The 23,229-nt window shown below is 63.6% G+C and carries 24 protein-coding genes and 2 pseudogenes; 8 read left to right on the top strand and 18 right to left on the bottom strand.

The features are described 5' to 3' along the window. Positions 1–76: 76 nt before the first annotated feature. Positions 77–2,239 carry a malate synthase G gene (locus V1294_RS07675; protein ID WP_334496153.1) on the top strand — a complete coding sequence of 721 codons (2,163 nt, stop codon included), beginning with the start codon at positions 77–79 and terminating at the stop codon, positions 2,237–2,239. An 84-nt stretch (positions 2,240–2,323) separates the two neighbouring features. Continuing rightward, complete coding sequence (locus tag V1294_RS07670) at positions 2,324–2,524, top strand: CsbD family protein (RefSeq protein WP_190241775.1); 201 nt, start codon at positions 2,324–2,326, stop codon at positions 2,522–2,524. A gap of 178 nt (positions 2,525–2,702) precedes the next feature. On the opposite strand, the pseudogene V1294_RS07665 reads toward V1294_RS07670, so the two are convergent. After that, positions 2,703–2,810, bottom strand: a pseudogene (locus V1294_RS07665) (Thivi_2564 family membrane protein); the annotation flags it as partial. A 147-nt stretch (positions 2,811–2,957) separates the two neighbouring features. On the opposite strand from V1294_RS07665, the gene V1294_RS07660 reads away from it, so the two are divergent. Further along, complete coding sequence (locus V1294_RS07660; protein WP_334496151.1) at positions 2,958–5,051, top strand: methyl-accepting chemotaxis protein; 2,094 nt, start codon at positions 2,958–2,960, stop codon at positions 5,049–5,051. Between the two features lie 109 nt (positions 5,052–5,160). On the opposite strand, the gene V1294_RS07655 is transcribed toward V1294_RS07660, so the two are convergent. Together V1294_RS07655 and V1294_RS07650 are read right to left on the bottom strand one after the other, a co-directional pair. Further along, complete coding sequence (locus tag V1294_RS07655) at positions 5,161–5,805, bottom strand: DUF2865 domain-containing protein (RefSeq protein WP_334496150.1); 645 nt, start codon at positions 5,803–5,805, stop codon at positions 5,161–5,163. Between the two features lie 35 nt (positions 5,806–5,840). Beyond that, the gene (locus V1294_RS07650) at positions 5,841–6,608 is read right to left on the bottom strand and encodes a L,D-transpeptidase (RefSeq protein ID WP_334496148.1); all 768 of its coding nucleotides are present in this window, start codon (positions 6,606–6,608) and stop codon (positions 5,841–5,843) included. A gap of 295 nt (positions 6,609–6,903) precedes the next feature. On the opposite strand from V1294_RS07650, the gene V1294_RS07645 reads away from it, so the two are divergent. The 3 genes from V1294_RS07645 (at position 6,904) to V1294_RS07635 (ending at position 9,029) form a co-directional block, all read left to right on the top strand. Beyond that, the gene (locus V1294_RS07645) at positions 6,904–8,007 is read left to right on the top strand and encodes an AI-2E family transporter (protein ID WP_334504547.1); all 1,104 of its coding nucleotides are present in this window, start codon (positions 6,904–6,906) and stop codon (positions 8,005–8,007) included. Positions 8,008–8,082: 75 nt separating this feature from the next. After that, positions 8,083–8,454: a DUF883 family protein gene (locus V1294_RS07640; protein WP_334496147.1), complete on the top strand. Its 372-nt coding sequence runs from the start codon at positions 8,083–8,085 to the stop codon at positions 8,452–8,454. 122 nt (positions 8,455–8,576) lie between these two features. Further along, on the top strand, positions 8,577–9,029 hold the full coding sequence (locus tag V1294_RS07635; RefSeq protein WP_334496145.1) for a hypothetical protein: 453 nt from the start codon (positions 8,577–8,579) through the stop codon (positions 9,027–9,029). A 126-nt stretch (positions 9,030–9,155) separates the two neighbouring features. Here V1294_RS07635 and V1294_RS07630 read toward each other — a convergent pair whose 3' ends face one another. The 6 genes and pseudogenes from V1294_RS07630 to V1294_RS07605 all read right to left on the bottom strand — a co-directional run bounded on the left by V1294_RS07630 (position 9,156) and on the right by V1294_RS07605 (position 14,847). Beyond that, the gene (locus V1294_RS07630) at positions 9,156–9,581 is read right to left on the bottom strand and encodes a hypothetical protein (RefSeq protein WP_334496143.1); all 426 of its coding nucleotides are present in this window, start codon (positions 9,579–9,581) and stop codon (positions 9,156–9,158) included. Positions 9,582–9,827: 246 nt separating this feature from the next. Then, positions 9,828–10,439 (bottom strand): 2-hydroxychromene-2-carboxylate isomerase, encoded by a 612-nt coding sequence (locus V1294_RS07625; protein ID WP_334496142.1) that lies wholly within the window; start codon positions 10,437–10,439, stop codon positions 9,828–9,830. Between the two features lie 82 nt (positions 10,440–10,521). After that, positions 10,522–10,758, bottom strand: a complete 237-nt coding sequence (locus V1294_RS07620) for a hypothetical protein (protein ID WP_334496140.1) — start codon at positions 10,756–10,758, stop codon at positions 10,522–10,524. 132 nt (positions 10,759–10,890) lie between these two features. Beyond that, entirely contained in the window at positions 10,891–12,165 is a 1,275-nt protein-coding gene (locus tag V1294_RS07615; protein WP_334496139.1) for an MFS transporter, read from the bottom strand. A 750-nt stretch (positions 12,166–12,915) separates the two neighbouring features. Further along, positions 12,916–13,913, bottom strand: a pseudogene (locus tag V1294_RS07610) (DUF808 domain-containing protein). A gap of 127 nt (positions 13,914–14,040) precedes the next feature. Beyond that, positions 14,041–14,847 (bottom strand): response regulator, encoded by an 807-nt coding sequence (locus V1294_RS07605; protein WP_334476934.1) that lies wholly within the window; start codon positions 14,845–14,847, stop codon positions 14,041–14,043. 304 nt (positions 14,848–15,151) lie between these two features. Here V1294_RS07605 and V1294_RS07600 point away from each other — a divergent pair, with 304 nt between their 5' ends. Continuing rightward, the gene (locus tag V1294_RS07600; RefSeq protein WP_108514289.1) at positions 15,152–15,349 is read left to right on the top strand and encodes a NepR family anti-sigma factor; all 198 of its coding nucleotides are present in this window, start codon (positions 15,152–15,154) and stop codon (positions 15,347–15,349) included. Continuing rightward, positions 15,349–15,897, top strand: coding sequence for a sigma-70 family RNA polymerase sigma factor (locus V1294_RS07595; RefSeq protein ID WP_108514290.1), 549 nt, complete (start codon positions 15,349–15,351; stop codon positions 15,895–15,897). Before V1294_RS07600 ends, V1294_RS07595 begins: the two co-directional genes overlap by 1 nt. Before the next feature lie 198 nt (positions 15,898–16,095). On the opposite strand, the gene V1294_RS07590 is transcribed toward V1294_RS07595, so the two are convergent. From V1294_RS07590 to V1294_RS07550, 9 genes are all read right to left on the bottom strand, one after another. Beyond that, complete coding sequence (locus V1294_RS07590) at positions 16,096–17,745, bottom strand: CHASE domain-containing protein (RefSeq protein WP_334476930.1); 1,650 nt, start codon at positions 17,743–17,745, stop codon at positions 16,096–16,098. 351 nt (positions 17,746–18,096) lie between these two features. After that, on the bottom strand, positions 18,097–18,735 hold the full coding sequence (gene ureG, locus V1294_RS07585) for an urease accessory protein UreG (RefSeq protein WP_334476928.1): 639 nt from the start codon (positions 18,733–18,735) through the stop codon (positions 18,097–18,099). Between the two features lie 175 nt (positions 18,736–18,910). Next, positions 18,911–19,645 (bottom strand): urease accessory protein UreF, encoded by a 735-nt coding sequence (locus tag V1294_RS07580; protein ID WP_334504545.1) that lies wholly within the window; start codon positions 19,643–19,645, stop codon positions 18,911–18,913. Further along, entirely contained in the window at positions 19,626–20,198 is a 573-nt protein-coding gene (locus V1294_RS07575; protein WP_334496137.1) for an urease accessory protein UreE, read from the bottom strand. Before V1294_RS07575 ends, V1294_RS07580 begins: the two co-directional genes overlap by 20 nt. A gap of 21 nt (positions 20,199–20,219) precedes the next feature. Continuing rightward, the gene (locus V1294_RS07570; RefSeq protein ID WP_334496136.1) at positions 20,220–20,519 is read right to left on the bottom strand and encodes a putative quinol monooxygenase; all 300 of its coding nucleotides are present in this window, start codon (positions 20,517–20,519) and stop codon (positions 20,220–20,222) included. 24 nt (positions 20,520–20,543) lie between these two features. Continuing rightward, positions 20,544–20,843: a putative quinol monooxygenase gene (locus V1294_RS07565; protein ID WP_108514295.1), complete on the bottom strand. Its 300-nt coding sequence runs from the start codon at positions 20,841–20,843 to the stop codon at positions 20,544–20,546. A 51-nt stretch (positions 20,844–20,894) separates the two neighbouring features. Next, positions 20,895–22,610, bottom strand: coding sequence for an urease subunit alpha (ureC, locus tag V1294_RS07560; RefSeq protein ID WP_334496134.1), 1,716 nt, complete (start codon positions 22,608–22,610; stop codon positions 20,895–20,897). Next, the gene (locus tag V1294_RS07555; protein ID WP_334476920.1) at positions 22,607–22,912 is read right to left on the bottom strand and encodes an urease subunit beta; all 306 of its coding nucleotides are present in this window, start codon (positions 22,910–22,912) and stop codon (positions 22,607–22,609) included. Before V1294_RS07555 ends, ureC begins: the two co-directional genes overlap by 4 nt. A 10-nt stretch (positions 22,913–22,922) precedes the next feature. Next, the gene (locus V1294_RS07550; protein ID WP_334476918.1) at positions 22,923–23,225 is read right to left on the bottom strand and encodes an urease subunit gamma; all 303 of its coding nucleotides are present in this window, start codon (positions 23,223–23,225) and stop codon (positions 22,923–22,925) included. Positions 23,226–23,229: the final 4 nt, after the last annotated feature.

The raw sequence follows: 23,229 nt of genomic DNA, 5'->3' as shown, positions 1-23,229 counted from the left end.
GCCCCTTTGGCGCGTTTTTTGCTGCTTTTCGCCCGAAAACAGCGTGTAAGCGCCATTCCTTTTGAGAAAGCCCGTCATGAATCGTGTCGACGCCCACGGATTGAAGATCGCCCCCGTCCTGTTCGATTTCATCGCCAAGGAGGCGACCCCCAAGACCGGGATTTCCCCCGACGCGTTCTGGGCCGGTGTCGCTGATATCATCAAGAAGCTGGGGCCGAAAAACCGCGAGCTGCTCGCCTTCCGCGACGCGCTGCAGACCAAGATCGACGGCTGGCATCGCGCCAACAAGGGCAAGCCGTTCGACATGAACGCCTATACGGCTTTCCTCAAGGAGATCGGCTATCTGCTGCCGGAGCCGGCGACAAAGGCAGTTGAGACCGCCAACGTCGACGAGGAAATCGGCAAGATCTGCGGACCGCAGCTCGTCGTTCCCCTCACCAACGCCCGCTACGCGCTGAACGCGGCGAATGCGCGCTGGGGTTCACTCTATGACGCCTTCTACGGCACCGACGCGATCCCGCACGATCCGAGCGAGGCTGGCCGCGGCTACAACAAGGCGCGCGGCGACAAGGTGATCGCCAAGGCAAAAGCCTTCCTCGATGCGGCTGTGCCGCTCGCGACCGGCAGCCATACCGACGTGACGTCCTACAGCGTCATCGCCGGCCAGCTCGCCGTGAAACTCAAGAGCGGCAATGCCACCGCATTGAAGTCTGCTTCGCAGTTCGCCGGATATCAGGGCGATGCTGCCGCACCGACTGCGATCCTGCTGGTCAACAACGGCATGCATGTCGAAGTGAAGGTCGACCGCAGCCACGTCATCGGCAAGGACGATCCCGCAGGCGTCGCCGACATGATCCTGGAATCGGCGGTGTCGACCATTCTCGACATGGAAGACTCGGTCGCCGCCGTCGATGCCGAAGACAAGGTGCTGGTCTATCGCAACACACTCGGCCTGATGGACGGCACGCTCTCGGCGGATTTCGAGAAGGGCGGCAAGACGCTGAAGCGCGCGCTCAATCCCGACCGCGTCTACAAGACGCCCGACGGCAAGCAACTCACGCTGCACGGCCGCAGCCTCTTGCTGATGCGCAATGTCGGCCATCACATGTTCACCGACGCCGTACTCGACGAAAAGGGCGAGGAGATTCCGGAAGGCCTGCTCGATGCCGCCGTCGCCGGGCTGCTCGCGATCCACGACCTCAAGGGTTCTTCGAAGACCAAAAACAGCCGCACCGGTTCGGTCTACATCGTCAAGCCGAAGATGCACGGCCCCGACGAAGTCGCGCTGACGTGTGAGCTTTTCGGCGAAGTTGAGAAGCTGCTCGGCCTGCCGGAAAACACCATGAAGGTCGGCATCATGGACGAGGAGCGCCGCACCACGGTCAACCTCAAGGCCTGCATCCAGAACGCGTCAAAGCGCATCTGCTTCATCAATACCGGCTTCCTCGACCGTACCGGCGACGAAATCCACACCTCGATGGAAGCGGGCCCGATGATCCGCAAGAACGACATGAAGGCGCAGCCCTGGATCAAGGCCTATGAAGACTGGAACGTCGACATGGGCCTGATCGACGGCCTGCCCGGCCATGCCCAGATCGGCAAGGGTATGTGGGCGGCGCCCGACAAGATGGCCGACATGCTCACCCAGAAGCTCGGCCATCCGCAGGCCGGCGCGACCACCGCGTGGGTGCCGTCGCCGACCGCGGCCACGCTGCACGCGCTGCATTATCATCAGGTCAACGTGATCGCGCGCCAGCAGGAACTCGCCAAGGGCGGCCAGCGCGCAAAGCTCTCCGACATCCTCACTATCCCGATGTCGCAGTCGAACTGGGCGCCCGACGACGTCAAGCAGGAGATCGACAACAACTGCCAGGGCATTTTGGGCTATGTCGTGCGCTGGATCGACCAGGGCGTCGGCTGCTCCAAGGTGCCCGACATCCACGACGTCGGCCTGATGGAAGATCGTGCGACGTTGCGCATCTCGAGCCAGCATCTGGCGAACTGGCTGGCGCATGGCGTCGTCAGCAAGGACCAGGTGATGGAATCGCTGAAGCGGATGGCGGTCGTGGTCGACAAGCAGAATGCCGGCGATCCGCTCTACAAGCCGATGGCGCCTTCGTTCGACGGTGTCGCCTTCCAGGCCGCCTGCGACCTCGTCTTCAAGGGACGCGAGCAACCGAACGGCTACACCGAATACATCCTCACCGCGCGCCGCCGCGAGGCGAAGGCGGCAGGCTGAACCATGTCATGATGCCGCGGATCCGGCAGGAACGTCCGGCGCGGATTGCCGTTGATCATCATCTCAATACAGGAGGAGATGACGATGGATTGGAACAGGGTCGAAGGGAACTGGAAACAATTCAAGGGCGCCGCCAAGGAGAAGTGGGGCAAGCTCACCGATGACGATCTCGACGTGATCGAGGGCCGTCGCGAACAACTCGAAGGCAAGCTGCAGCAGCGCTACGGCTTTGCCAAGGACCAGATCCACAAGGACGTGGACGACTGGTTCAAAAGCTTGAAATAGAGCGTACTTGAATCGAAAGCTCCGGCTCGACGCCGGGGCTTCTTTCGTTGCGGCCTCAATCACTGCATCAGATTCTGCTCGCTACCGCAGCGATCGCTCTGTCGGTCATCGCGGCACGCGGCCCGAGATAACGTCCACCGCGCGCCCTAAACGGTGATGTATCTCAGCAGCGAGATCACACGACGACACGGGCAATCTGCTTGGCGCGGCCGTCGAGCGGCAGCAGGTTGATGAGATAGAGAACGAGAATAACGACCAGGAAGGTCATGAGGATACTGACAAGCATGCGAAAGCTGCCGGTTCCATCCGGCGGAACATTGAATGATCGAAATACCTGCAATCATTTCCAGGAACCCTCGTAGTTCTACCAAGCCGTCCTCGTTAAGTTTTTACGGTTCTTCCCCCAAATGGCCGGGCGTCTTGGGGGAGCATCATGTTGAATCGTCTGACCGTATCCGCGCTGCTGAAGACCGTCATCCTCGTCACCTCCTTCTGCGTGGTGGTTGGATTTTCGCTCAACGCCTGGGACTCCTGGGGCCGTTTGCAGGCGGCGAGCCGCATTGCGGTGATCGCCGATGCCTCGGCGAACATCTTCAAGGCGATGCACAATCTGCGCACCGACCGCTCCACGACCAACCGGTTGCTGAATTCCGATGCGCCGATGGACCCCGATATCGAGAAGTATCTGCGCAACATCCGCGACACCGAAATGCCGGCGATGGGCAGCGCGCTCGGCCTGCTCGGCAGCCTGGAATTCGCGCAGCAACAGACGCTCGTGCCGGAATTCGACCGCGTGTTCAAGACGATGGGCACGCTGCAGAAGGAGTTCTGGGAAGCGGTGGCCAAGCCGAAGGCGCTGCGCCGTCCCGAACTGGCCAAGGAATACATGGCTGCGGCGAACGCGATGCTGGAGGTGCTCGAGAAGCTTTCCGGCGCCCTTTCCGCCGCCGTCAATCACCAGGACGCGACCATCGACCAGTTGCTGGCGATCAAGCAGATCGCCTGGCTGTTGCGTAACACCGCCGGCGAAGCCTCGCTGATCGTCTCGACCGGCCTCAGCTCCGGGAAGGTCTCGCCGGAGGCGAACCATGCCTACACGAAATATGCCGGCGGCATCGACGCCGCGTGGGGCGCGCTGCAGCTGACTGCGTCGGGGATGGCGTTGCCGCCGGCGATCTCAAGCGCGATCGCCGCGACCAAGACCGCCTATTTCGAGCCGTCCTATCTCAACCTGCGCGACCGGCTGCTGACGCAGATTGCGGCCGGCGAGAAGCCGGAGCTGACTGCCAACCAGTGGACCCCGGTCACGGTCGGGCGTCTCGGTGCCGCCGTCACTGTCGCCGAAGGCGCGCTCGACGCCGCCAGGGATCATGCCACGCTGCTGCGCTCCACGGCCCAGCGCTCGCTGGTCATGCAGCTCGCCCTGCTGACCGGCGCGCTCACATTGGCGTTCGGCGCCATGGCGATCGTCACGCGCCGCGTCATCAAGCCGCTCCACACCATGCGCGACGCCATGCTGAAGGTCGCAGCCGGCGACCTCCACATCGATACCGGCTACGCCGCGCGCCACGACGAAATCGGCGCGCTGGCCGGCGCGCTGGAGACCTTCAAGCAGCAGGCCACCGACAAGGCCCGGATCGAGGCGCAAGAGCGCGAACGCAACGCCGGCGCCATGGCGCGGCAGCAGGCGATCGAGAGCTATGTCGGCGAGTTCGAGAGCTTGGTGCGCCAGACGCTCAACCAGCTCGGCGATGCTTCCGGCCAGATGCGAACCACCTCGGCCGGCCTGTCGACGATTTCGCGCCAGACCAACGAGCGGGTCCAGGTCGCCGAGAAGGCTTCCGGCGATGCCTCGATGAGCGTCGAGACCGTGGCCGCGGCTTCCGAAGAGCTCAGCGCCTCGATCAACGACATCAGCCAGCAGGCGGTGCACGCCGCCGGTATCGCCAGCCGCGCGGTCGGCCAGGCGCGCGACACCGACGGCACGGTCCAGGGGCTCGCCCAATCGGCGGGACGGATCGGCGAAGTCGTAGGTCTCATCAACACCATCGCCGCCCAGACCAACCTCCTGGCGCTCAACGCCACCATCGAGGCCGCGCGCGCCGGCGAGGCCGGCCGCGGCTTCGCGGTGGTCGCCTCCGAAGTCAAATCGCTGGCGAGCCAGACGGCGAAGGCGACGGAGGAAATCTCCGAGCAGATCTCTGACATCCAGCGGGTCGCGGGCGAGGCCATCGACGCCATCAAGGGCATCGGCAGCATCATCGGCGAGGTCAATGAGGTAGCGACTGCGATTGCCACAGCCGTGCAGCAACAGGGCGCCGCCACCCAGGAGATCACGCGCTCGACGCAATTCGCCGCGCAGGGCACCAAGAATGTGTCCGACAACATCACCGGCGTGAAGGCCGATGCGGACGCGGCAGCCGCCGCCGCCGAGGATGTGAAGCAGGCTTCCCAGACGCTGGAGACGCAGAGCCAGCAACTCGGCAATCAGGTCACTGATTTCCTCGGCAAGATCCGCGCGGCGTAAAGACTCGTCATGCCCGGGCTTGACCCGGGCATCCATCCATCTTCAGAAGATTCGTGCGAAGGCGATGGATGGCCGGGTCAAGCCCGGCCATGACAGCCGGCAATCATCCTCACTCCCTCGCAACCACCGGCACACGCCCATACTTGGCGCGGACCTTCTCGGATGCAGGCGAGAAATTCAGCTCCGCGCCACGCCTGTCACCGCTGCGGCCTGCGACCAGAAGGCCGTTCTCGCCGGCGACGATGTCGCCCCTGCGTAGCGTCGGATCGTCCTCGATCTTGACCGGCGCCAGCCCGACCTGATCCTTGCCGTTGCAGGTGCAGCCGGCGACGAGTTCGTTGCGATAACGGAATGCGTTCGGCAATTCCGAGTAGGGCTTGCCGTTGTCGGCGGCGGCGTTGTCGATGCTGCTGCCGTAAAACAATTTGGTCTCGCTCGCCGGACACAGTTTGTTGCAGGCGGCCGCCCGGCTCGCATTATCAGATGCAGGCACCGGGAAATAGCGCCCGTCGCAGGTCCGCACGCAATAGGCCTGGCCACCGCCTCCGCCGTAGCGGCCACGCCCCTCGCCGCGCGGCGCGTAGACCTGGCCGTCGTCGTTGCCGAACGGCATCTGGATAAAGGGCTGATGGCGCGGGCGGCCGAAGCCGCCGAACAGTTGCGAGAAAAAGTCCTGGGCCTGCGCGGCCGGCGCCAGCATCGAGGCGCACATCAGTGCGGCTGCCCCCCATGCTGTGAGTTTTCCCGATCGCATCAAGCTTCTCCTGTCACGCAACACGACGCGTCCGTTCAGTTTACTTGCGGCGCCGTCAGGTTCAGCGCCTGGCGGCCCGAGGGTGCGGTCGCGACCGGGCGCGGATGCACGCCGGCCGGACGGGCTGTGATGCCAGTCCTGCTATCCCCGCCTCGCGCCATCACCGGCGCATTCTTCGGCAGCACCACGACCCTGGTGCCGACATCGACCCGGCTGAACAGATCGATGACGTCCTCATTGGTCAGGCGGACGCAGCCCGATGAGACGAATTTCCCGATCGTCGAGGGATCGTTGGTGCCGTGAATGCGGTACTGGCTGGTGCCGAGATACATCGCCCGCGCGCCGAGCGGATTGCCGGGACCGCCGGCCATGAAGCGCGGCAGATAGGGCTGGCGCGCGATCATCTGGGCCGGCGGATGCCAGTCCGGCCATTCCGCCTTGCGGCTGATGGTCTGCACGCCGGACCAGGTAAAGCCTTCGCGGCCGACGCCGACGCCGTACCTGATGGCACGGCCCTGGCCGAGCACGTAGTAGAGCGTCGTGTTGCCGGTATCGATGATGATGGTGCCGGGCGCCTCCGTCGTGCCAAAGGCGACGACAGCGCGGCGAAGCCGTTCCGGCGTCGCGCCCTCGTCGGACGCGATCACCTCATCGGCGGGATATCCATTCGGCTGGGTCGAAGCGTAGCCGAGCGTCTGCGCGTTCGCGCTCGATATCACTAACGGCGTCAGCAAGACGGCGCTGACGAGGACGAGCGCGCTTGCCACGCGCGACGAAAGCCGGCGATCGGTGGACTGTGTCATGGGCCTGCCCCGCTGGATGTGTGCATCATTGGATGCTCTGCACCAACAAACGCGGCTGCGGGCCGGCGGTTCCGTGCGGCCGACGCCACGCCACAACGCGCCTTATGCAACACCGCTCACGCCTGCGCGATTGGAACCCGCACGTTCGCGTCACGTTATGATCGCAGTCCGGTTTGCAACGTCGCCTTTGCCGTGTCATCGCCGCTTCGGGCGAGGGAAAGCCATTGTGAGCGTCATTCCCACCAAGCCTTCGACTGCCAAGCCCTTGGCTTCCAAATCTCCGCCGACAAAGCCGTTGCCCCGTGAACGCCAGCTCCCCCACGAGCAGGAAGGCGCGCCGGTCCCCGACAGCAAGACCGAATTGCCGCCGGTCATCCGCCGCACGGAAGTGGTGGCCACCGCCCTCGTTGGCCTGCTGATCATCTGCATCATCGCCGGCCTTTACCTTGCCAAGGCGTTCTTTCTGCCGATCACGATGGCCTTCATCGTCGGCACTATGCTCTCGCCGGCCGCCAATCTCCTGGAGCGCTATCGCATCCCGCGCCCGGTCGCGGCTGTACTGATCGTGGCGGTCGTCAGTGCCGCCTCGGCCTTCATGGTCAGCCTGATCGCATCGCCCGCGGTCGAATGGAGCGGCAAGCTTCCTGAGCTGGGGTCGCTGCTGAAGGAGAAGCTGCACGTGTTCGACCGGCCGCTCGCGCTCTGGCAGGAGTTGCAGAGCATGCTCGGCGGTCCCGACACGCTCACGACATTGCATCTGCCGAAGATCGACTGGGTGCAGCCGACATTGGAGTTCCTGTCGCCGACCTTTGCCGAATTCCTGCTGTTCATTGCGACGCTGATCCTGTTCATCGCGAGCTGGCGGGACCTGCGCCGGGCCTTGATCATGAATTTCGGCGAGCGCGCGTGGCGGCTGCGGGCGCTGCGGATCCTCAACGAGATCGAGGACCATCTCGGCGGCTACCTCCTGATGGTGACCATGATCAATGTCGGTGTCGGCATTGCCACCGGCCTGATCTGCGCGGTTACGGGCATGCCCAATCCGGCCAGTCTCGGCGCACTGGCCGCGATCCTGAATTTCATCCCGATCATCGGCCCGGTCGCGATGTTCGCCGTCCTGGTCGTGGTCGGTCTCGTCGCGCTCCCCACCATCAGCGCCGGCCTGCTGGCGTCGGCGATATTTGCGGTCATGACCTTCCTGGAAGGCCATTTCCTGACGCCGATGATCGTCGGACGCCGGCTGGCGCTCAACGCGCTCGCCGTGTTCCTGGCGCTGGCGTTCTGGACCTGGCTGTGGGGGCCGATGGGCGCGTTCCTGTCGTCGCCGCTTCTGATCGTCGCGCTGATCGTGAAGGAGCATCTGATGCCGCCGGCTTCGCCGCAACTGCCGGAGGAATAGCAAACTCCGCATCGGGAACTTCCCCTTCGACGGGGCGTTTGTTCCGCACCTGATTTCAGTACCTGGGAGCTTTCGATGTCGATGACGAACGGTGAAGCCGCGGCGAAAAATCCGACCGACAAAGCGACCTATGAACGCCTGCAGAAGGATGTAATCGCCGTGAAAAACGATATCGCAGCCCTGACCGAGCAGATCACCGATGCGTTGAACAATTTTGCCGGCACCGCCGGCAAGCAGGCGCGGCGCGGCTACAAGCAGGCGCGCGCCAATGCGGAACAGGCTGTGGAGGATGTGTCCGAACGCGGCAGCGCGATGATAGATGCCGCTCAAGACGCAGCTTCGTCCATCGAGGAGACGCTGGAAGACGCCATTACGCAGCGTCCGCTGGCAGCCGTGGGCCTCGCGCTCGGCATAGGCTTGCTGATCGGCTTGACGTGGCGCAGGTAGGTTTTGGGGCAGATAGTCTTGGATCCGGGCGCAGATCGTTCTCGCGTCGGTAATGATGGTGCGCCCTATGGTTTGTTGCGCTGTTGTTTTCAGATCGAGGTGTTTCAGATCGAGGCTTGGCCATGTTTCAGCGATGGATTGACGATTTCAAGAATTCGGCCAGCAGCACGCTGCGGCTGACATCGCTGGCGGCAGCCGCGGCGATGGCGTTGCTCATCACCGCCGCATTTCTGTGCGCCGCCGCCTTCGTGTTCGTTCTGCAAAATTACGGCCCGGTGCAGGCCTGCCTGACCGGCGCTGGCTTCTTCTTCGTAGTCACTCTGATCGCGGCCGGTTGCTACATGGTCCGCAAGAAGCAGATCGAGGCGCGCGCCGAACTGGCGGCGAAGATGGCAAAATCCACCGCGCAGACCGTGCTGTCCGATCCGATGCTGGTTGCGGCCGGCATCCAGGTGATCCGCGCCGTCGGCGTCAAGAAGCTGATCCCGATCCTTGCGGTCGGCGGGCTGGCACTGGGATTTCTCGCCAGCCGCGCCAACACGAGCGGCAGTACCAGCGAAGCACCGGCGGAGTAGGCGGTCCGCGCTGCAGCCCATCAACGTCATTGCGAGTCGCAAGTGAGCGTCGAGATTGTGCTTGCGCAAAGCAAATCAGTTCGCAGTCCGTAGATGGGGTAACGGCTTCACAACACCGTGGCGCGATCAGGTCACGCAGCGGCCAGGCTGAAGCAGTTTTGCGACCTCGGTCAAAACGCTGACCGGCGGTTCGCAGGCTACCGTCATCTTCTTCGTCGAGCCGGGCTTGGCCGGCGCCGGTGCCGACGGGCGGTTCCGCGCCTCGTCCTGGACCACGGGCTCCTGAGTCACGGGCGCCTGGACCACGGGAACCCGTACCACCACCGACGTATCGTCGAGGCCGACGCTACGGATCGTAATCGTGTCGCTCTGGCCTGACGCGGCTCTGGGCGCCGCGCGGTCGGCCTTGGCGGCGCGGTTGATGTCGGTTGCGGGTGCAGTCGCGGCGAGTTGCCGACGGCCGGTGAGGTCATGGCCTGACGCGAGCTGGAAGGCGCCAAATGTCGCGGTAATGGCGAGAGCAGCTAAAATTGCTTTGAAAATCTGTGACATGCCGGTTTTTCCCTCGCCCTATGGCGATCACGGACACAACCCGAACCGAGCCAAAGGGGGTCCGGCGCTTGTTGATCACTTAACCGTGTACGAAAAAAATTTGCGGCACCATGGAACGACTCCGGGGGGCTCGGAGTCATCCCGGCAGCCGGTTATTCCCCCTGCCCCATTGACCGGCGACGTAGGGTGCGACCGTGGTGATGCCGGTCGCACCCTGCTTTTTTGATGAGTCAGCTTCTCAAATTCTCAAGGCGCCAGCTTTTTCAAAGCGTGTTCCAGCTGGTCCAGCCGGTCCTGGCCCCAGAAAATCTCGCCCGAGGGCAGCACGTAGCTCGGCGCACCGAAGACGCCCGCGCTCAGGGCCTCCTGCGTGAACTTCTCATACAGCGCGTCGAGTTCAGCGTCTGAAGGCCCGCTCGCGCGCAACTCCGCCGCGTCGAGACCGGCGCGCTCGGCGGCCAGCGCGATCGTTGTGGCATCAGCGAGCGTTTCCTCGCGTTCCCACAGCGCACGCCCGAGCTCGAGCGACAGCCTGTGGGCATTCTTGCCCTGCAGCTTAGCTGCGATGACCAGGCGGACCGCCGCGGCGTCGTCGCAGGGGAAATGTTTCGGCTCGAGATTAATGGGAGCGCTCCGCACCTCGCGCCAGCGCTTCAACTCCATCATCCGGTAAGCGCGCCGCTGCGGCGAGCGCTTCGGCAGGGGCAATCCGCCGGTCTGCTCAAAGATCGGTCCGAACTTGCAGGGCTTGATGTTGACGATCGCGCCGTTGCGCTCCGCAATCTCGGCGAACGGCGCGCTGCCGAGGTAGGTCCATGGCGAGTTGAGCGACAGGTAGTAGTCGATGGTAACCGGCATAATCCGAGGTTTTTCCATGCAGGCGGACGTCACGCAAGCGAACCTTGCGAGCATATGCCAGCATACTCATGGCAGACCGCCTTCAGTGCAAGGCGTTCGTGATCTTGTGATCGAGATGACCGGTCTTGTAATCGCGGCGAAGCTGACTCAGCGATGTCTCGTTCAGGTGAAGCATAACCTCGCTCAGTTTGTCGGTTGGGGGATAACCGGCAGCAAAACCTTGTCCGTAAATCTTGCGCAAGGTGCCGACCAGGGTGGCGCCGTGCTTGTGGCTGATTTCACCATCCTGCTTGTGGTTGTCGGGAACTGCCTTGCTCATGCCGCTCTCCCTTGTGCCGATGCTCAAGCATCCTCCCGCTGGGACGGAATGGCAATCGTGCACTGCAACCGGAATTAAAGCGGCTTGGCGCTCGGGCCAGGCGGTACGGCGGGCAACTTTACCGGCGATTGACTACCGCCTCGCCGCCCGCATCTCCTCGCTCGGCTTCACATCCTGCGAGCGGCTGTAGATCGCGACCGCCACGATCAGCACCAGCGTCAGCGTCCCGAACAGCGCGCGATAGGCATCTTCCGTCCGCGCGCCGCTGGCCAGCGGCTCGAACGCGCCGATGATGATGCCGGACAGCGTCTGCATGCAGGCGACGCCGAGCATCACTGCCGTGTTCATGGTCGAGATGCCGCGGCCGATCAGCCTGTCCGGGAAGATGCCGCGGCCGTGCGTCATCACCATGGTGCTGGAGGCCGAGAAGAAGCCCATGGCGATGATGACGGTAACGGGCAGCCAGACTGGCGGGTGCGAAAACAGCGCCAGCATCGCGAGCAGGACAATGATCACCAGCGTGCCCCCGATCGCGATGCCCTTGCGGGTGTCGAGCCGGCGGTCGAGCGGGCCGAAAGCGAGCATGCCGGCCTGGTAGGCGATCACGGCGCAGAGCAGGACGTTGCCGGCCGCGATCGGGCTCAACCCATGCACCTCGCGCAGGAATGCGCCGCCCCACAGACCCTGCACGGTGAAGGTGCAGGCATAGTTGCAGAAGTTCAGCGCCAGGATCGGCTTCAGGCGCGGGTTGCGCAGCACCTCGATCAGGCCGTTGAGCATCTCGCCGGGCGGCTCGACCTTGCGGCTCAGGAAGGGATGACCTGATGGCGCGTCGCGCACCACCAGCCAGATCGCGATCGTTGCAAGCGCCGTGAAGACGACGACGGCGCCGAACACCGCCCGCCAGCCGACCGCCTCCGATGCCCAGGCGAGCGGCGTGGTGGCGGCAAGGTTGCCGAGCAGGCCGATGGACAGCACCATGGCCGTCATCGTGGAGAAGCGGTCCGGCGGAAACCAGCGCGAGATCACCACCATGCTGCCGATCAGCATCACCCCGCAGCCGGCGCCCATCAGGGCGCGGCCGGTCAACAGCACCGGCCAGCTCGGCGCCAGCGTGAACAGGGCGCCGCCGAGGCTCGCGACGACGAGCATGCCGACCACGGTATAGCGCGGCCCGAAGCGATCGAAGAAGAAGCCGCAAGGAATCTGCATCGCGGCAAAACCGAAGAAGAACGCGCCGGTCAGCGCGCCCAAGGCTTCCGGCCCGATGGCCAGATCGCGCATCAAATCGAGGCCGATGGTGACGTTGGAGGCGCGGAAAAAATGGCTGGCGACATAGGCGGTGGCCAATGTAGCGACGATGATCAGGCCCCGGCGGTAGGGCAAAGGCCGCTCGGCGGACTGCATCGGTTAAAGGGCCGTTTCCCGTCTATTTTCTTGTTGCTGCAGCGAGCCTATGCGGGCGTGGGGCGCAGTTCAACAAGCAATCCGGTCCATCGCGCCTTCCGCAAAGCCAACACCACGCCGGCGGGCGTCAACGCTGTTGGTGCGCGTAAAAAAATCCGGCGCGCAAGTGGGGCACGCCGGATCAGTCCGACCAGCTTTCAAATCGAGGCTGGTGGCCCGAGCCAGGGGGAGGTGCCTGGCCGCGAACACGGGTGTCGTCCACAATCGCCAGTCCCAGGTGAAGTCGCCGGGATTGGCGCTGAATCAGGAGAAAGGATCATAACGCCGGCTCAGTGAACCCGAGGTGAACTGGTTCACATGGCACGCTCAATCAGAAATCATTTCGCGAGGTCACCTGATCGTCGCGTGCGAACGAAAATTGCGGCGACCGAGGTGACGAGGCAGGTGGCGCCGACGACCGGGAGGAAAGATCGACGATGCGCAGGCAATTCGTAACATACATCCTGCCTCGACGTGACGACATTAGGATCCGCGCGCGCCATGCTCAATTGTACCGAGGTAAGTGGCCCATATCGAAACGGATGAACCGGCTATACGAAGGTTTATGAGCCCGGCTTTGCGCAGCGGAACCGGTACGCTCGACACGGCGCAGGCGTGGAGGAAATTCGCTCCGCAACAATGCGTGTCGCTGCCACCCAGCCCACTCGCAAGCGGCAGAGGGGGCACAGTGGCGGCGAAACAGGCGGCCCTTCACTGAGCGGACGTATTCCGACGGCGATGCAAAAAGCGTTTCAGCGTTTTCCATGCAGGCGCGAAGACAAATCCGACGACCGGAATCGATGCGGCACCGACCAGCAGGCCTATCGCGCCGGACATGGCTGCCTCGACCGCCCATTCGAGGATCGCAGCAAGCGGCGGGAATGCGTGGGCCACTGCCTCCGCAGCGGCCTTGACGGCATGGTGGATTGCCGGCGGACCGTAGACCTCGACGCCATGCAGGATGATGCCGCCGCCAACCCAGATCATGGCGGCAGTGCCGACCACGCTGAGAATCTTCAGAAGCACGGGCATGCCGCGAACGATGCCGCGTCCGAACGCGCGGCCCATGGCCGAGGCGTGATCGTTCCGCGCCAGCGCAACACCGACATCGTCGGCTTTCACGATCAGCGCCACCACGCCATACACGGCGACGGTGATTCCGATCGCCACGACCGCCAGCACAAGTGCCTGCTTCCAGATGCTCCCCACCGGGAGGGCCGCCAGCGTGATCGCCATGATCTCGGCCGAGAGGATGAAGTCGGTCTTGATCGCGCTTGCGACCTTCTCGTCTTCGACCGACTGCGCGTTCAACGAGACCGTGCCGAGCTGGGCTTCGTGCTGGTGCGCCTGATGGGGCATGACGGCCTCGAGCACCTTCTCCACCCCTTCGTAGCAGAGATAGGCGCCGCCCAGCATCAGCAGCGGCGTAATCGTCCAGGGAAGGAAGTAGCTGAGCACCAGGGCCGCGGGGAGCAGGACCAGGAGCTTGTTGCGCAGCGAACCCGTTGCGATCTTCCCGACAATGGGAAGTTCGCGCTTCGGCTCGAACCCGATCACGTAACCGGGCGTGACGGCGGTATCGTCGATGACGACACCTGCCGCCTTTGCACCCGCTTGGCAGCCTGGCTGGCCACATCATCGAGGGAAGCTGCAGCCACCTTGGCGATACCAGCGATATCGTCGAGAAGGCCGATCAGCCCGACACTCATCGATCCCTACTCCACATCATCAGGAGGGTCGTCGCCGGGAGGACCGTAGCAGATTGGCCCAACAAAAATCCGGCGCGCAGTGGGGAGCGCGCCGGATCATTCCAAACTCTACGCTAACAAGCTTCGATCAGCCCGTGGCGGCGCGCGGCGCGCGGTTGCGCGAGTTGCGCTGGAAGAACAGCGCCTGGCTCGCAACCGCGGAGACCATCGCGGGCTGGAACGGTTTCGAGATCAGGAACGCCGGCTCGGGGCGTTCGCCGGTCAGGAAGCGCTCGGGGTAAGCGGTGATGAACACCACCGGCACCTCGAACACCTTCAACAACTCGTTGACCGCATCGAGGCCCGACGAGCCGTCGGCGAGCTGGATGTCGGCGAGGATCAGGCCGGGCTTCTTGTTCTTGGCGAGCGCCACCGCATCGGCATGGGTGCGGGCGACGCCGATCACGTTGTGGCCGAGATTCTTCACGAGGCTCTCGAGGTCCATCGCGATGAAGGTCTCGTCCTCGATGATCAGGACGTCGGTGGCGATTTCCGCCGCCATCTCGCGGCCGGCGGCATCCGTCAACGCGCGCGTCTCGGGGATGTCGGTATTGAGAATGAACGCCACCTCCTCCTCGGAGAAGCCTTCGAGGGAGAGCAGCAGGAACGCCTGCCGCGGCAGCGGCGTGATATTCGACAGCCTGCGCTCCGGCGGCAATGCCAGCGTCGCGACGTCGGGGTTGTCGTTGAGCGAGACCGAATTCCATATCTGGGTGAACAGCTTGAACAGCCCGGCGCGCGGGCCATGCCGTTCGTCGAGCAGCGAGCCGTCCTGCAGCAGGGCCTCCAGCATGGCGGCCACATAGGCATCGCCCGAGGCCTGGTTTCCGGTCAGCGCACGGGCATAGCGCCGCAACAGCGGCAGATGTTCAGCAACGAGCTGTGATCGGGACATCCCCATTCCATCCTTATCCTGGGCCGTATCCTTGGCCATACTTAGGGTCTCAGCCGGGCGGACGTAACCTTAAGCGCCCGATCGGGCGTCAATTTAAGTTTCGGCGGGGGGACCCCGGTTCCCCTGTCACCCCCCGACTACTCACGTAGGGCAAAAAAGTTCCAGAAAAAGTTCCGAGATTTCGGAACCTTCCGCACGTATTCGCATTAGCCTTCAACCTACAACGCGGCAGCCTAGGGCCCAATTTCGAGGTAACCTCTTGAAACCACAGAGACTTAACTCTCGGGGAAGCGTGGATCAGACCATGAAGGAAGTAAAGAAGCAGGGCGGGCTTAACGCCGAGATTCAATCCAGGATCGGGCACCAGCTTCGCGCCATGTACGACGACGTGGTCCGACAGGGTGTGCCGGACCGCTTTGCGGAGCTGATCCGGAAGCTCGATGGGCCGGAGGCGGCGGCGGCCCAGATCGACGACCCAGCAAAAAACGACGGGAGGGACTAATGCCTCTCACAGACTCTCTTCGCGACGACATTTTGGCGTCGGTACCCAGCCTGCGCGCGTTCGCGATCTCGCTCTCAGGTAATGGCGACCGTGCGGACGACCTGGTTCAGGAAACGCTACTGCGCGCCATTGCCAACATTGACTCGTTCCAGCCCGGCTCGAACCTGCCGGCCTGGCTGTTCACCATCCTGCGCAACCTTTTCCGCTCGGACTATCGGAAGCGGCGGCGCGAGGTGGAGGACGCCGAGGGCAATTACGCGAAAACCCTGAAGACCCAGCCGGCGCAAAATGCGCACCTGGAGTTCGAGGAGTTTCGCACCGCGCTCGACAAGCTGCCGCAGGACCAGCGCGAAGCGTTGATCTTGGTCGGCGCCTCCGGCTTCTCCTATGAGGACGCAGCTGCCATCTGCGGCTGCGCGGTCGGCACCATCAAGAGCCGCGTCAACCGCGCGCGCTCGAAACTCTCCGCGCTGCTCTATGTCGATGGCGCCGAGGACTTCGGACCCGACGAGACCGTGCGCGCGGTGATCGGCGGCAACGGCGGCTGATGACGCTATCGAAATGACATGGAAAAGGCGGCCCGCGTGGCCGCCTTTTTTGTTGTCGATGTCGTAGCCCGGGCGAAGCGCAGCGCAACCCGGGATTCACTTCCGACGCCTCCACCCGCATAGACCGGCCCCGGATTGCGCTTCGCTCCATCCGGGCTACGCCAGTTTGCGAATTCAGTGCAGGCCGCCGAACTTGCCCTACCGCAGCGGTGCGGAAATCTGCTCCGTCCTGTCGCGCTCGGTCATGTCGACGACGGTGACCATCGGCGCGGTGAGTTCGTAGACGTAGCTGACGTCGGTGAAGTAGCGCTTCGCGGTGCCGCCCATTGCCTCCGGCGCGACGCGGTCGAGCAGGATGAGGCCGAAATCACTGTCTTCCCGCCGCGTCGCCGCGCTGGTGTTGAACTCTTCCCACCGGAAATGAAAGATCGTGTCCGGCTCCTCGCCCGAGACTTCCCAATTCGCCACGATGTGCGGGTGCTTGCCGACCAGCGACAGGCCCTCGTCGGAATGCGAGGCCAATTCGAAGAGCAACAGCGACAGCGACTGCGCGGCGCGCGCGCTGACGGCGATATCCGGGCCGTTGACGACGATGCGGTCGGCATGCGGGATGGCGCGCGACTCGAACAGGCCCTTGAGCTTGACGCCCTGCCACTGGCTTTCGCTGAGCAGCGTCACCACGTTCGACATCGCATGGATACGGCCGATCAGGAGCTCGCGCGACACGTCCATGTCGGAGCCGTGGCGCAGCGTGCGCGTCACGATCGACTGGATCACGGCGAGGATGTTCTTGACCCGGTGGTTGAGCTCGTCGATGACGGCGGTCAACCGCCGCTCGAAACCGATCCGGACCTGGATCTCGCGGCTGAGCCGCAGATTGTTGTAGGCGACATAGCCGAACAGGCCGCAGACGATGCCGGTGAGCGCGAAGCCGATGGCCGCGACGATGATCGCCGTCTGCTGCGCGCGCTGTATGGCATTGTTCTTGGCATAATAGCCCAGCGACCAGTCGCGGCCGCCGAACGTCACCGTCCGCACCACCGACGGCAACGGATCGCCCTGCTTGACCTCCCGCAAGGAGATCACGCCCTGGTCGTTGGCGACATATTCGTCGCTGGCGTCATTGGGATCCTTCAGCACCACCGAAAACAGCGAGCGGTCGTCGTTGGTCAGCATCAGCGGCGCCAGCTCGTAGGAAAAGGTGACGAAGCCCACGGGCTCGGCGGTGCCCTCCTTCAGGATGGCGGAGGCCAGCACGATGCCGATCGGTCCGTTCTTCCGCAGCAGCGGTATAGGGTCAGACGCCACCGGCTTGCCGGAGGCCGCCGCCTGCGCCAGCATCGGCCCGATCACCGAATGCCGGTCGTAGGCGCGGCCCGGAAAGCCCAACGTATCCGCGCTGCGCGGTTCGAGGTCCATCAGGACGTCGAGCGGCTTGTCGATCGTCTTGATGTCGAGCGGCCGGTCGTCGTAATCGCGGATCGTCGGGTTGGTGAAACCGGCGCTCTTCAGCTCCGCCTGCGCCACGGCCAGATCGCTTGGCTTGAGCCGCGCGATCCAGTTCGCGATCACGAAATCGGTCTTGAAGGCGTAGATCGCCGAGCGCAGCGGCTGCAGCATATTGGCCTTCACCGCCGACGGCGCGCGAAACAATCCGGATGCAACGCGAGCGAGCAATTCGCGCTCGGTCAGCCGGTCCTGCACCAGGCTGGCATGGACGTCGATCGCGCGCGAAAGCGCGATGCCGTCGATCGCCAGTTCCTGGTCGTGGACGCGATAGGCCGCGAGACCGGAGAGCAGAACTCCGATCAGCGCGATAAAGCCGATAATGAAGCCCAGCCGAACCACTCGCTTACTCAGGAATGACGTGTTGGCGAAGACGTATCGGAAACAACTTGAGGTCTGCCGGGGCAGAGGCACATGGCAATAGCGCGAAGGCCAACCGCGGCGAATATGACGGAGCGTTCATCAGCACGCAACTGACAGGTGGCAGCGAGGTAAACAACACGGCCGCCGTTAACGCTGATTTGGCGGGGCCAGAGGTTGATAATCTGACAGCGCGGATTTGGTTCCGGCGAGGACGGACAAATCCGCTTGGCTGCGGCGACGGACCGAGTGTTAATGTTAATGCACCGCCCGTCCCGGCGCTTGTCCGGCCGCTGATCCGCCTACCCGGCTTTGACCTACCAAGACTTTGACCTACCCAGCCTTGGCCTTCCCGGCCGGGCGCAGGCCGCCCTTGGTCTCGATGAAGCCGATGATGCGATCGAGCCCCTCGCTCTTCTTCAGATTGGTCATCACGAACGGCCGCTCGCCCCGCATCCTTTTCGTATCAAGCTCCATCTTCTCAAGCGACGCACCGACATGCGGCGCGAGGTCGATCTTGTTGATCACCAACAGGTCCGAGCGGGTGATGCCGGGTCCGCCCTTGGAGGGGATCTTGTCGCCGGCGGCGACGTCGATCACGTAGATCGTCAGATCGGCGAGTTCGGGCGAAAACGTTGCGGCGAGATTGTCGCCGCCGGATTCGATCAGCACCATATCGAGATCGGGAAATTTCGCGCGCATGTCGGCCACCGCGGCGAGATTCATCGAGGCGTCCTCGCGGATCGCGGTGTGCGGGCAGCCGCCGGTCTCGACACCGGCGATGCGATCCGGTGTCAGCGAACCCGAGCGCACCAGAAACTCCGCATCCCATTTGGTGTAGATATCGTTGGTGATCGCGGCGATGTCGTAGCGCTGGCGCATCGACTTGCAGAGCAGGTCCATCAGCGCAGTCTTGCCGGAGCCGACGGGACCGCCGACGCCGATGCGGAGGGGACCGTGAGATTTAGACATGTCGAACATTCCCTCCTCTATCGTCGTCCCTGCGAACGCAGGGACCCATACCGCGTGATCTATCAATAAGGCAGAACGGCCGACACCGTTTGTAACAACCGAGGCCGGTGGCTATGGGTCCCTGCGCCCGTGCGCAATTGCGCACTAGGCAGGGACGACGAAAGAGTGTGCCGCATCATGACCGGAACAACCGCGTATATTGCGTTTCGTGGCGCAGGCTGGCGAGATCGGCGCGGAAGGTGGCGCTGCCGAGATCATCGATGGAAGCTTCCAGTGCGCGCTTTGCCGTGGCCGCGACATCGGCTTCGAGGCTTGCCAGAATGCGCTGGCTGTCGGTTTGTCCGAGCGGCACCAGGCGGGCGCCGGCGGAAATCCAGTTCGACACCACGGCATGCAGGAAAGCGTGCATCGCCGGCGCCAGCGGCACGGCGTGCGCCGCGCTGACGATTCCGACTGCGACGGGATAGACCGTGCCGCCGCAAGCAGCCACCATGCCGTCGAGCCCGTCGCAGGCCCAGGCTGAGCGCGCGATCTCGATGAAGGCGCGGCCCTGTGTCGAGGTCTCGAGCTGGCGCTCGCGCGAGGGTACGAACGCGGCGGCCAGTTCGGCGATCTCGCGCAATCCAGAATCGTCCTGCGCGGATGCGGCGCGATGCGCTTGCGCCAGAAACACCGCGTCGCAGAAGCCCGAGCCGTCACCGAGCATCGCGGCCAGCCAGTCGCGCAGCGATGCGGCATCCGTGATGTCACCCGCCTCCACCGCCCATTCGATGCCGCTGGAATAGGAAAACGCGCCGACCGGAAAGGAGGGCGACAGCCAGGTCATCAGTCGGTACAGCGCCGCCGCCTCATCCGCATTCATTCCGCTGCCCGCGTCGGCCGGCGCGGGCTCACTTGTGGTCATGAGCATGGGAGTGATCGTGGTGGTGATGATCGTGGTCGCAATGTTCGTCGTGGTGATGGTGATCATCGTGGTGATGGTGATCACCGTGGTGATGATGGCCATGATCATGCGCGGCATGATCGTGAGCCGCCTGCGCATACGCCCCGCCCTCGGGATCGAACGGCGCCTCGATCTCGATGATGCGCGCGCCGAGCCCCTTCACCATCGCCTCGATGACGTGATCCCTGCGGATGCGCAGGCCTTTTGGCATGATCTGCGTCGGCAGATGGCGGTTGCCGAGATGCCAGGCGACCCGGACCAGATGCAGGGGATCGGCGCCACGGATTTCGACCAGCGGCTCGGCGGCCGCGACCACCTCGATCAGCCGGCCGTCTTCCAGTACCAGTGCATCGCCGCCGCGCAGCGCGACCGCGTTCTCCAGATCGAGCAGGAATTCCAGCCCGCGCGTCCCCATCATCGCTATCCGCCGCCGGTGCCGGTCGTCGAAATCGAGCACGACGGTATCGGCGGCGTCGTTCGTCCAGCGATGCTGGCCCAGGACTTTTGTCGCGCGGATCATGGCAGCCTGCTCAAAGACACGTCAGAATTTCTCCACCCTGCCGTCGCTGATGATCTCGATCACCGTCGGCGCCGTCTTCATCTGCGAGGAATACTCCCGCCACACCTTCATATGGGGCGCGCGGCCATGCGCGTTGAGGTCGTCGCGGGTCTCCCAGCGCTCCACCACCACATACAGATTGGGATCGTTCACGCTGACGTGGCCGTCATAGGAGATGCAGCCCTTCTCCTTGAGCGTTTCGGCGGTACAGGCCTTGTGCCCCTTGATGAAGTCGTCCTTGTTTTCCGGCTTCATCGGTGTGGTGGCAATGACGTAGATCATGAGTTTATCCCTTGTTTTTCTTGATTAGCGAACGTCGACCTTTTCCGGCGTGATCACTTCGATCTTCGGTGGCGCCGACATGCATTTCACGGCGACGCGGCCAAATGTCTTCATGTGCTCGGCGCCACGATGCGGCACCAGCGCTTCGGCGTTTTCCCACTGCTCGACGAACACCATTTTCGAGGGATCGGTGACGCTTTCATGCAGGTCATAGGCGATGTTGCCCGGCTCTTTCCGGGTTTCCTTGATGCAGGCCGCGGCAGCCGCGATGAATTCGGCGCGCGTTTCAGGCTTCACGGTCAGCGTGGCAACGACGTAAATCACTAGATCCTCCCGGACGTTTGTTCTGGCTTTGATCGCCGCCCGGGAGAAACCCTAGTACATGAAATACCTCTGCGCCATGGGCAGGACCTCGGCCGGCGCGCATGTCAGAAGCTCGCCGTCTGCGCGCACCTCATAGGTCTCGGCGTCGACCTCGATTTTGGGCGTGGCGCCGTTATGGATCATGCTCTTTTTGGAGATGCCGCCGCGGGTGTTTTTCACGGGGTAGAGTTTCTTTTCGATCCCGAGCCTGCGCGCCAGTCCGCCCGTGATGGCAGCCCTCGAGGTGAACACCACCGAAGACGCCGTCAGCGACTTGCCGTAGGCGGCGAACATCGGCTGGTAATGCACCGGCTGCGGCGTGGGAATGGAGGCATTGGGATCGCCCATCGGCGCCGCCACGATCGAGCCACCCTTGATGATGCAATCGGGTTTCACGCCGAAGAAGGCCGGCGACCACAGCACGAGATCGGCAAGCTTGCCTTTCTCTACTGACCCTATCAGCTTCGACACGCCATGCGCGATCGATGGGTTGATGGTGTATTTCGAAATGTAACGCTTGACGCGGAAATTGTCGTTGTCGTTGCCCTTGTCCTCGGGCAACGCGCCGCGTTGTTTTTTCATCTTGTCGGCGGTCTGCCAGGTGCGGATGATGACTTCGCCGAGCCGGCCCATCGCCTGCGAGTCCGACGACATCATCGAGAGCGCGCCGAGATCATGCAAAATGTCTTCCGCCGCGATGGTTTCTTTCCGGATGCGGCTTTCGGCAAACGCCAGATCTTCCGCGATCGACGGATCCAGATGGTGGCACACCATCAGCATGTCCAGATGCTCGTCGATGGTATTGCGCGTGAACGGCCGCGTCGGATTGGTCGAGGACGGCAGCACGTTCTTCAAGCCGGCGATCTTGATGATGTCAGGCGCATGGCCGCCACCGGCGCCCTCGGTGTGGAAGGCATGGATGGTGCGGCCCTTGAAAGCTTTTATAGTATCCTCGACGAAACCTGACTCGTTCAGCGTGTCGGAATGCAGCATCACCTGCACGTCGTAATCGTCAGCGACGGCGAGGCAATTGTCGATCGCGGCCGGCGTGGTGCCCCAGTCCTCGTGCAGCTTCAGCGCGCAGGCGCCGCCCTTGATCATCTCGACCAGCGCCGCCGGTCGCGCGGCATTACCCTTGCCGGAAATGCCGAGATTGACCGGGAACGCATCGAATGACTGGATCATCCGCCCCATGTGCCAGGGGCCGGGCGTGCAGGTGGTCGCAAACGTGCCGTGCGAGGGCCCGGTGCCGCCACCGAGCATCGAGGTGACGCCACTCATCAGCGCGTGCTCGATCTGCTGCGGGCAGATGAAATGGATGTGGCTGTCGAAACCGCCGGCGGTGAGGATCTTGCCTTCGCCCGCAATGATGTCCGTGCCGGGGCCGATCACGATGGTGACGCCGGGCTGGATGTCGGGGTTGCCGGCCTTGCCGATGGCAGCGATCATGCCTTCCTTGATCGCGACGTCGGCTTTGACGATGCCCCAGTGATCGACGATCAGCGCATTGGTGATGACGGTATCGGCCGCGCCCTGCTTGTTCGTCACCTGCGACTGCCCCATGCCGTCGCGGATCACCTTGCCGCCGCCGAACTTCACCTCCTCGCCATAAATGGTGAAATCCTTCTCGACCTCGATGATGAGATCGGTGTCGGCCAGCCGCACCTTGTCGCCGGTGGTGGGCCCGAACATGTCGGCATAGACGGAACGTTTGATTCTGACGCTCATAGTTTCCCCTGGACGTCGCCGCGAAAACCGTAGATGACGCGTTTGCCGGCAAGCGCAACGAGCTGCACGTCGCGGGTCTGGCCGGGCTCGAAGCGCACCGCGGTGCCGGCGGCGATATCGAGCCGCATGCCGCGGGCTTTCCTGCGCTCGAATTTCAGCGCCGGGTTGGTTTCGAAGAAATGGTAGTGCGAGCCGACCTGGATCGGACGGTCGCCGGTGTTGGCGACGGTGAGCGTTACCGTCTTGCGGCCGGCATTGAGTTCGATCTCGCCGTCCTTGATGAAGAGTTCGCCGGGGATCATCTTGGTGCTCCTACCTGATCGGCTCATGCACGGTGACGAGCTTTGTCCCGTCCGGAAACGTCGCCTCGACCTGGATGTCGTGGATCATCTCCGGGATGCCGTCCATGCATTGGGCGCGGGTAATGACCTGCGCGCCCGATTGCATCAGTTCGGCCACGGTGCGGCCGTCGCGCGCGCCCTCGACGATGAAGTCGGAGATGATGGCAATCGCTTCGGGATGGTTGAGCTTGACGCCGCGCTCGAGCCTGCGGCGTGCCACTATGGCCGCCATCGAGATCAAGAGCTTGTCCTTTTCGCGGGGGGAGAGATTCATGCGG

This window comes from Bradyrhizobium sp. AZCC 1678, assembly GCF_036924765.1.
GTDB classification, from domain to species: Bacteria; Pseudomonadota; Alphaproteobacteria; order Rhizobiales; family Xanthobacteraceae; genus Bradyrhizobium; species Bradyrhizobium algeriense.
Note: the sequence above shows the minus strand (reverse complement) of the source record. Positions and strands in the feature narration are given on the sequence as shown.

What these genes read in the sequence shown, in the direction of transcription:
- V1294_RS07555 (WP_334476920.1), bottom strand. Translation starts at nt 22,912, where the DNA reads ATGATCCCCGGCGAACTCTTCATCAAGGACGGCGAGATCGAACTCAAT.
- V1294_RS07600 (WP_108514289.1), top strand. Translation starts at nt 15,152, where the DNA reads ATGAAGGAAGTAAAGAAGCAGGGCGGGCTTAACGCCGAGATTCAATCC.
- V1294_RS07575 (WP_334496137.1), bottom strand. Translation starts at nt 20,198, where the DNA reads ATGATCCGCGCGACAAAAGTCCTGGGCCAGCATCGCTGGACGAACGAC.
- V1294_RS07635 (WP_334496145.1), top strand. Translation starts at nt 8,577, where the DNA reads ATGTTTCAGCGATGGATTGACGATTTCAAGAATTCGGCCAGCAGCACG.
- V1294_RS07550 (WP_334476918.1), bottom strand. Translation starts at nt 23,225, where the DNA reads ATGAATCTCTCCCCCCGCGAAAAGGACAAGCTCTTGATCTCGATGGCG.
- V1294_RS07625 (WP_334496142.1), bottom strand. Translation starts at nt 10,439, where the DNA reads ATGCCGGTTACCATCGACTACTACCTGTCGCTCAACTCGCCATGGACC.
- V1294_RS07605 (WP_334476934.1), bottom strand. Translation starts at nt 14,847, where the DNA reads ATGTCCCGATCACAGCTCGTTGCTGAACATCTGCCGCTGTTGCGGCGC.
- V1294_RS07670 (WP_190241775.1), top strand. Translation starts at nt 2,324, where the DNA reads ATGGATTGGAACAGGGTCGAAGGGAACTGGAAACAATTCAAGGGCGCC.
- V1294_RS07650 (WP_334496148.1), bottom strand. Translation starts at nt 6,608, where the DNA reads ATGACACAGTCCACCGATCGCCGGCTTTCGTCGCGCGTGGCAAGCGCG.
- V1294_RS07615 (WP_334496139.1), bottom strand. Translation starts at nt 12,165, where the DNA reads ATGCAGTCCGCCGAGCGGCCTTTGCCCTACCGCCGGGGCCTGATCATC.
- V1294_RS07675 (WP_334496153.1), top strand. Translation starts at nt 77, where the DNA reads ATGAATCGTGTCGACGCCCACGGATTGAAGATCGCCCCCGTCCTGTTC.
- V1294_RS07655 (WP_334496150.1), bottom strand. Translation starts at nt 5,805, where the DNA reads ATGCGATCGGGAAAACTCACAGCATGGGGGGCAGCCGCACTGATGTGC.
- V1294_RS07630 (WP_334496143.1), bottom strand. Translation starts at nt 9,581, where the DNA reads ATGTCACAGATTTTCAAAGCAATTTTAGCTGCTCTCGCCATTACCGCG.
- V1294_RS07580 (WP_334504545.1), bottom strand. Translation starts at nt 19,645, where the DNA reads ATGCTCATGACCACAAGTGAGCCCGCGCCGGCCGACGCGGGCAGCGGA.
- V1294_RS07595 (WP_108514290.1), top strand. Translation starts at nt 15,349, where the DNA reads ATGCCTCTCACAGACTCTCTTCGCGACGACATTTTGGCGTCGGTACCC.
- V1294_RS07620 (WP_334496140.1), bottom strand. Translation starts at nt 10,758, where the DNA reads ATGAGCAAGGCAGTTCCCGACAACCACAAGCAGGATGGTGAAATCAGC.
- ureG (WP_334476928.1), bottom strand. Translation starts at nt 18,735, where the DNA reads ATGTCTAAATCTCACGGTCCCCTCCGCATCGGCGTCGGCGGTCCCGTC.
- V1294_RS07570 (WP_334496136.1), bottom strand. Translation starts at nt 20,519, where the DNA reads ATGATCTACGTCATTGCCACCACACCGATGAAGCCGGAAAACAAGGAC.
- V1294_RS07660 (WP_334496151.1), top strand. Translation starts at nt 2,958, where the DNA reads ATGTTGAATCGTCTGACCGTATCCGCGCTGCTGAAGACCGTCATCCTC.
- ureC (WP_334496134.1), bottom strand. Translation starts at nt 22,610, where the DNA reads ATGAGCGTCAGAATCAAACGTTCCGTCTATGCCGACATGTTCGGGCCC.
- V1294_RS07640 (WP_334496147.1), top strand. Translation starts at nt 8,083, where the DNA reads ATGTCGATGACGAACGGTGAAGCCGCGGCGAAAAATCCGACCGACAAA.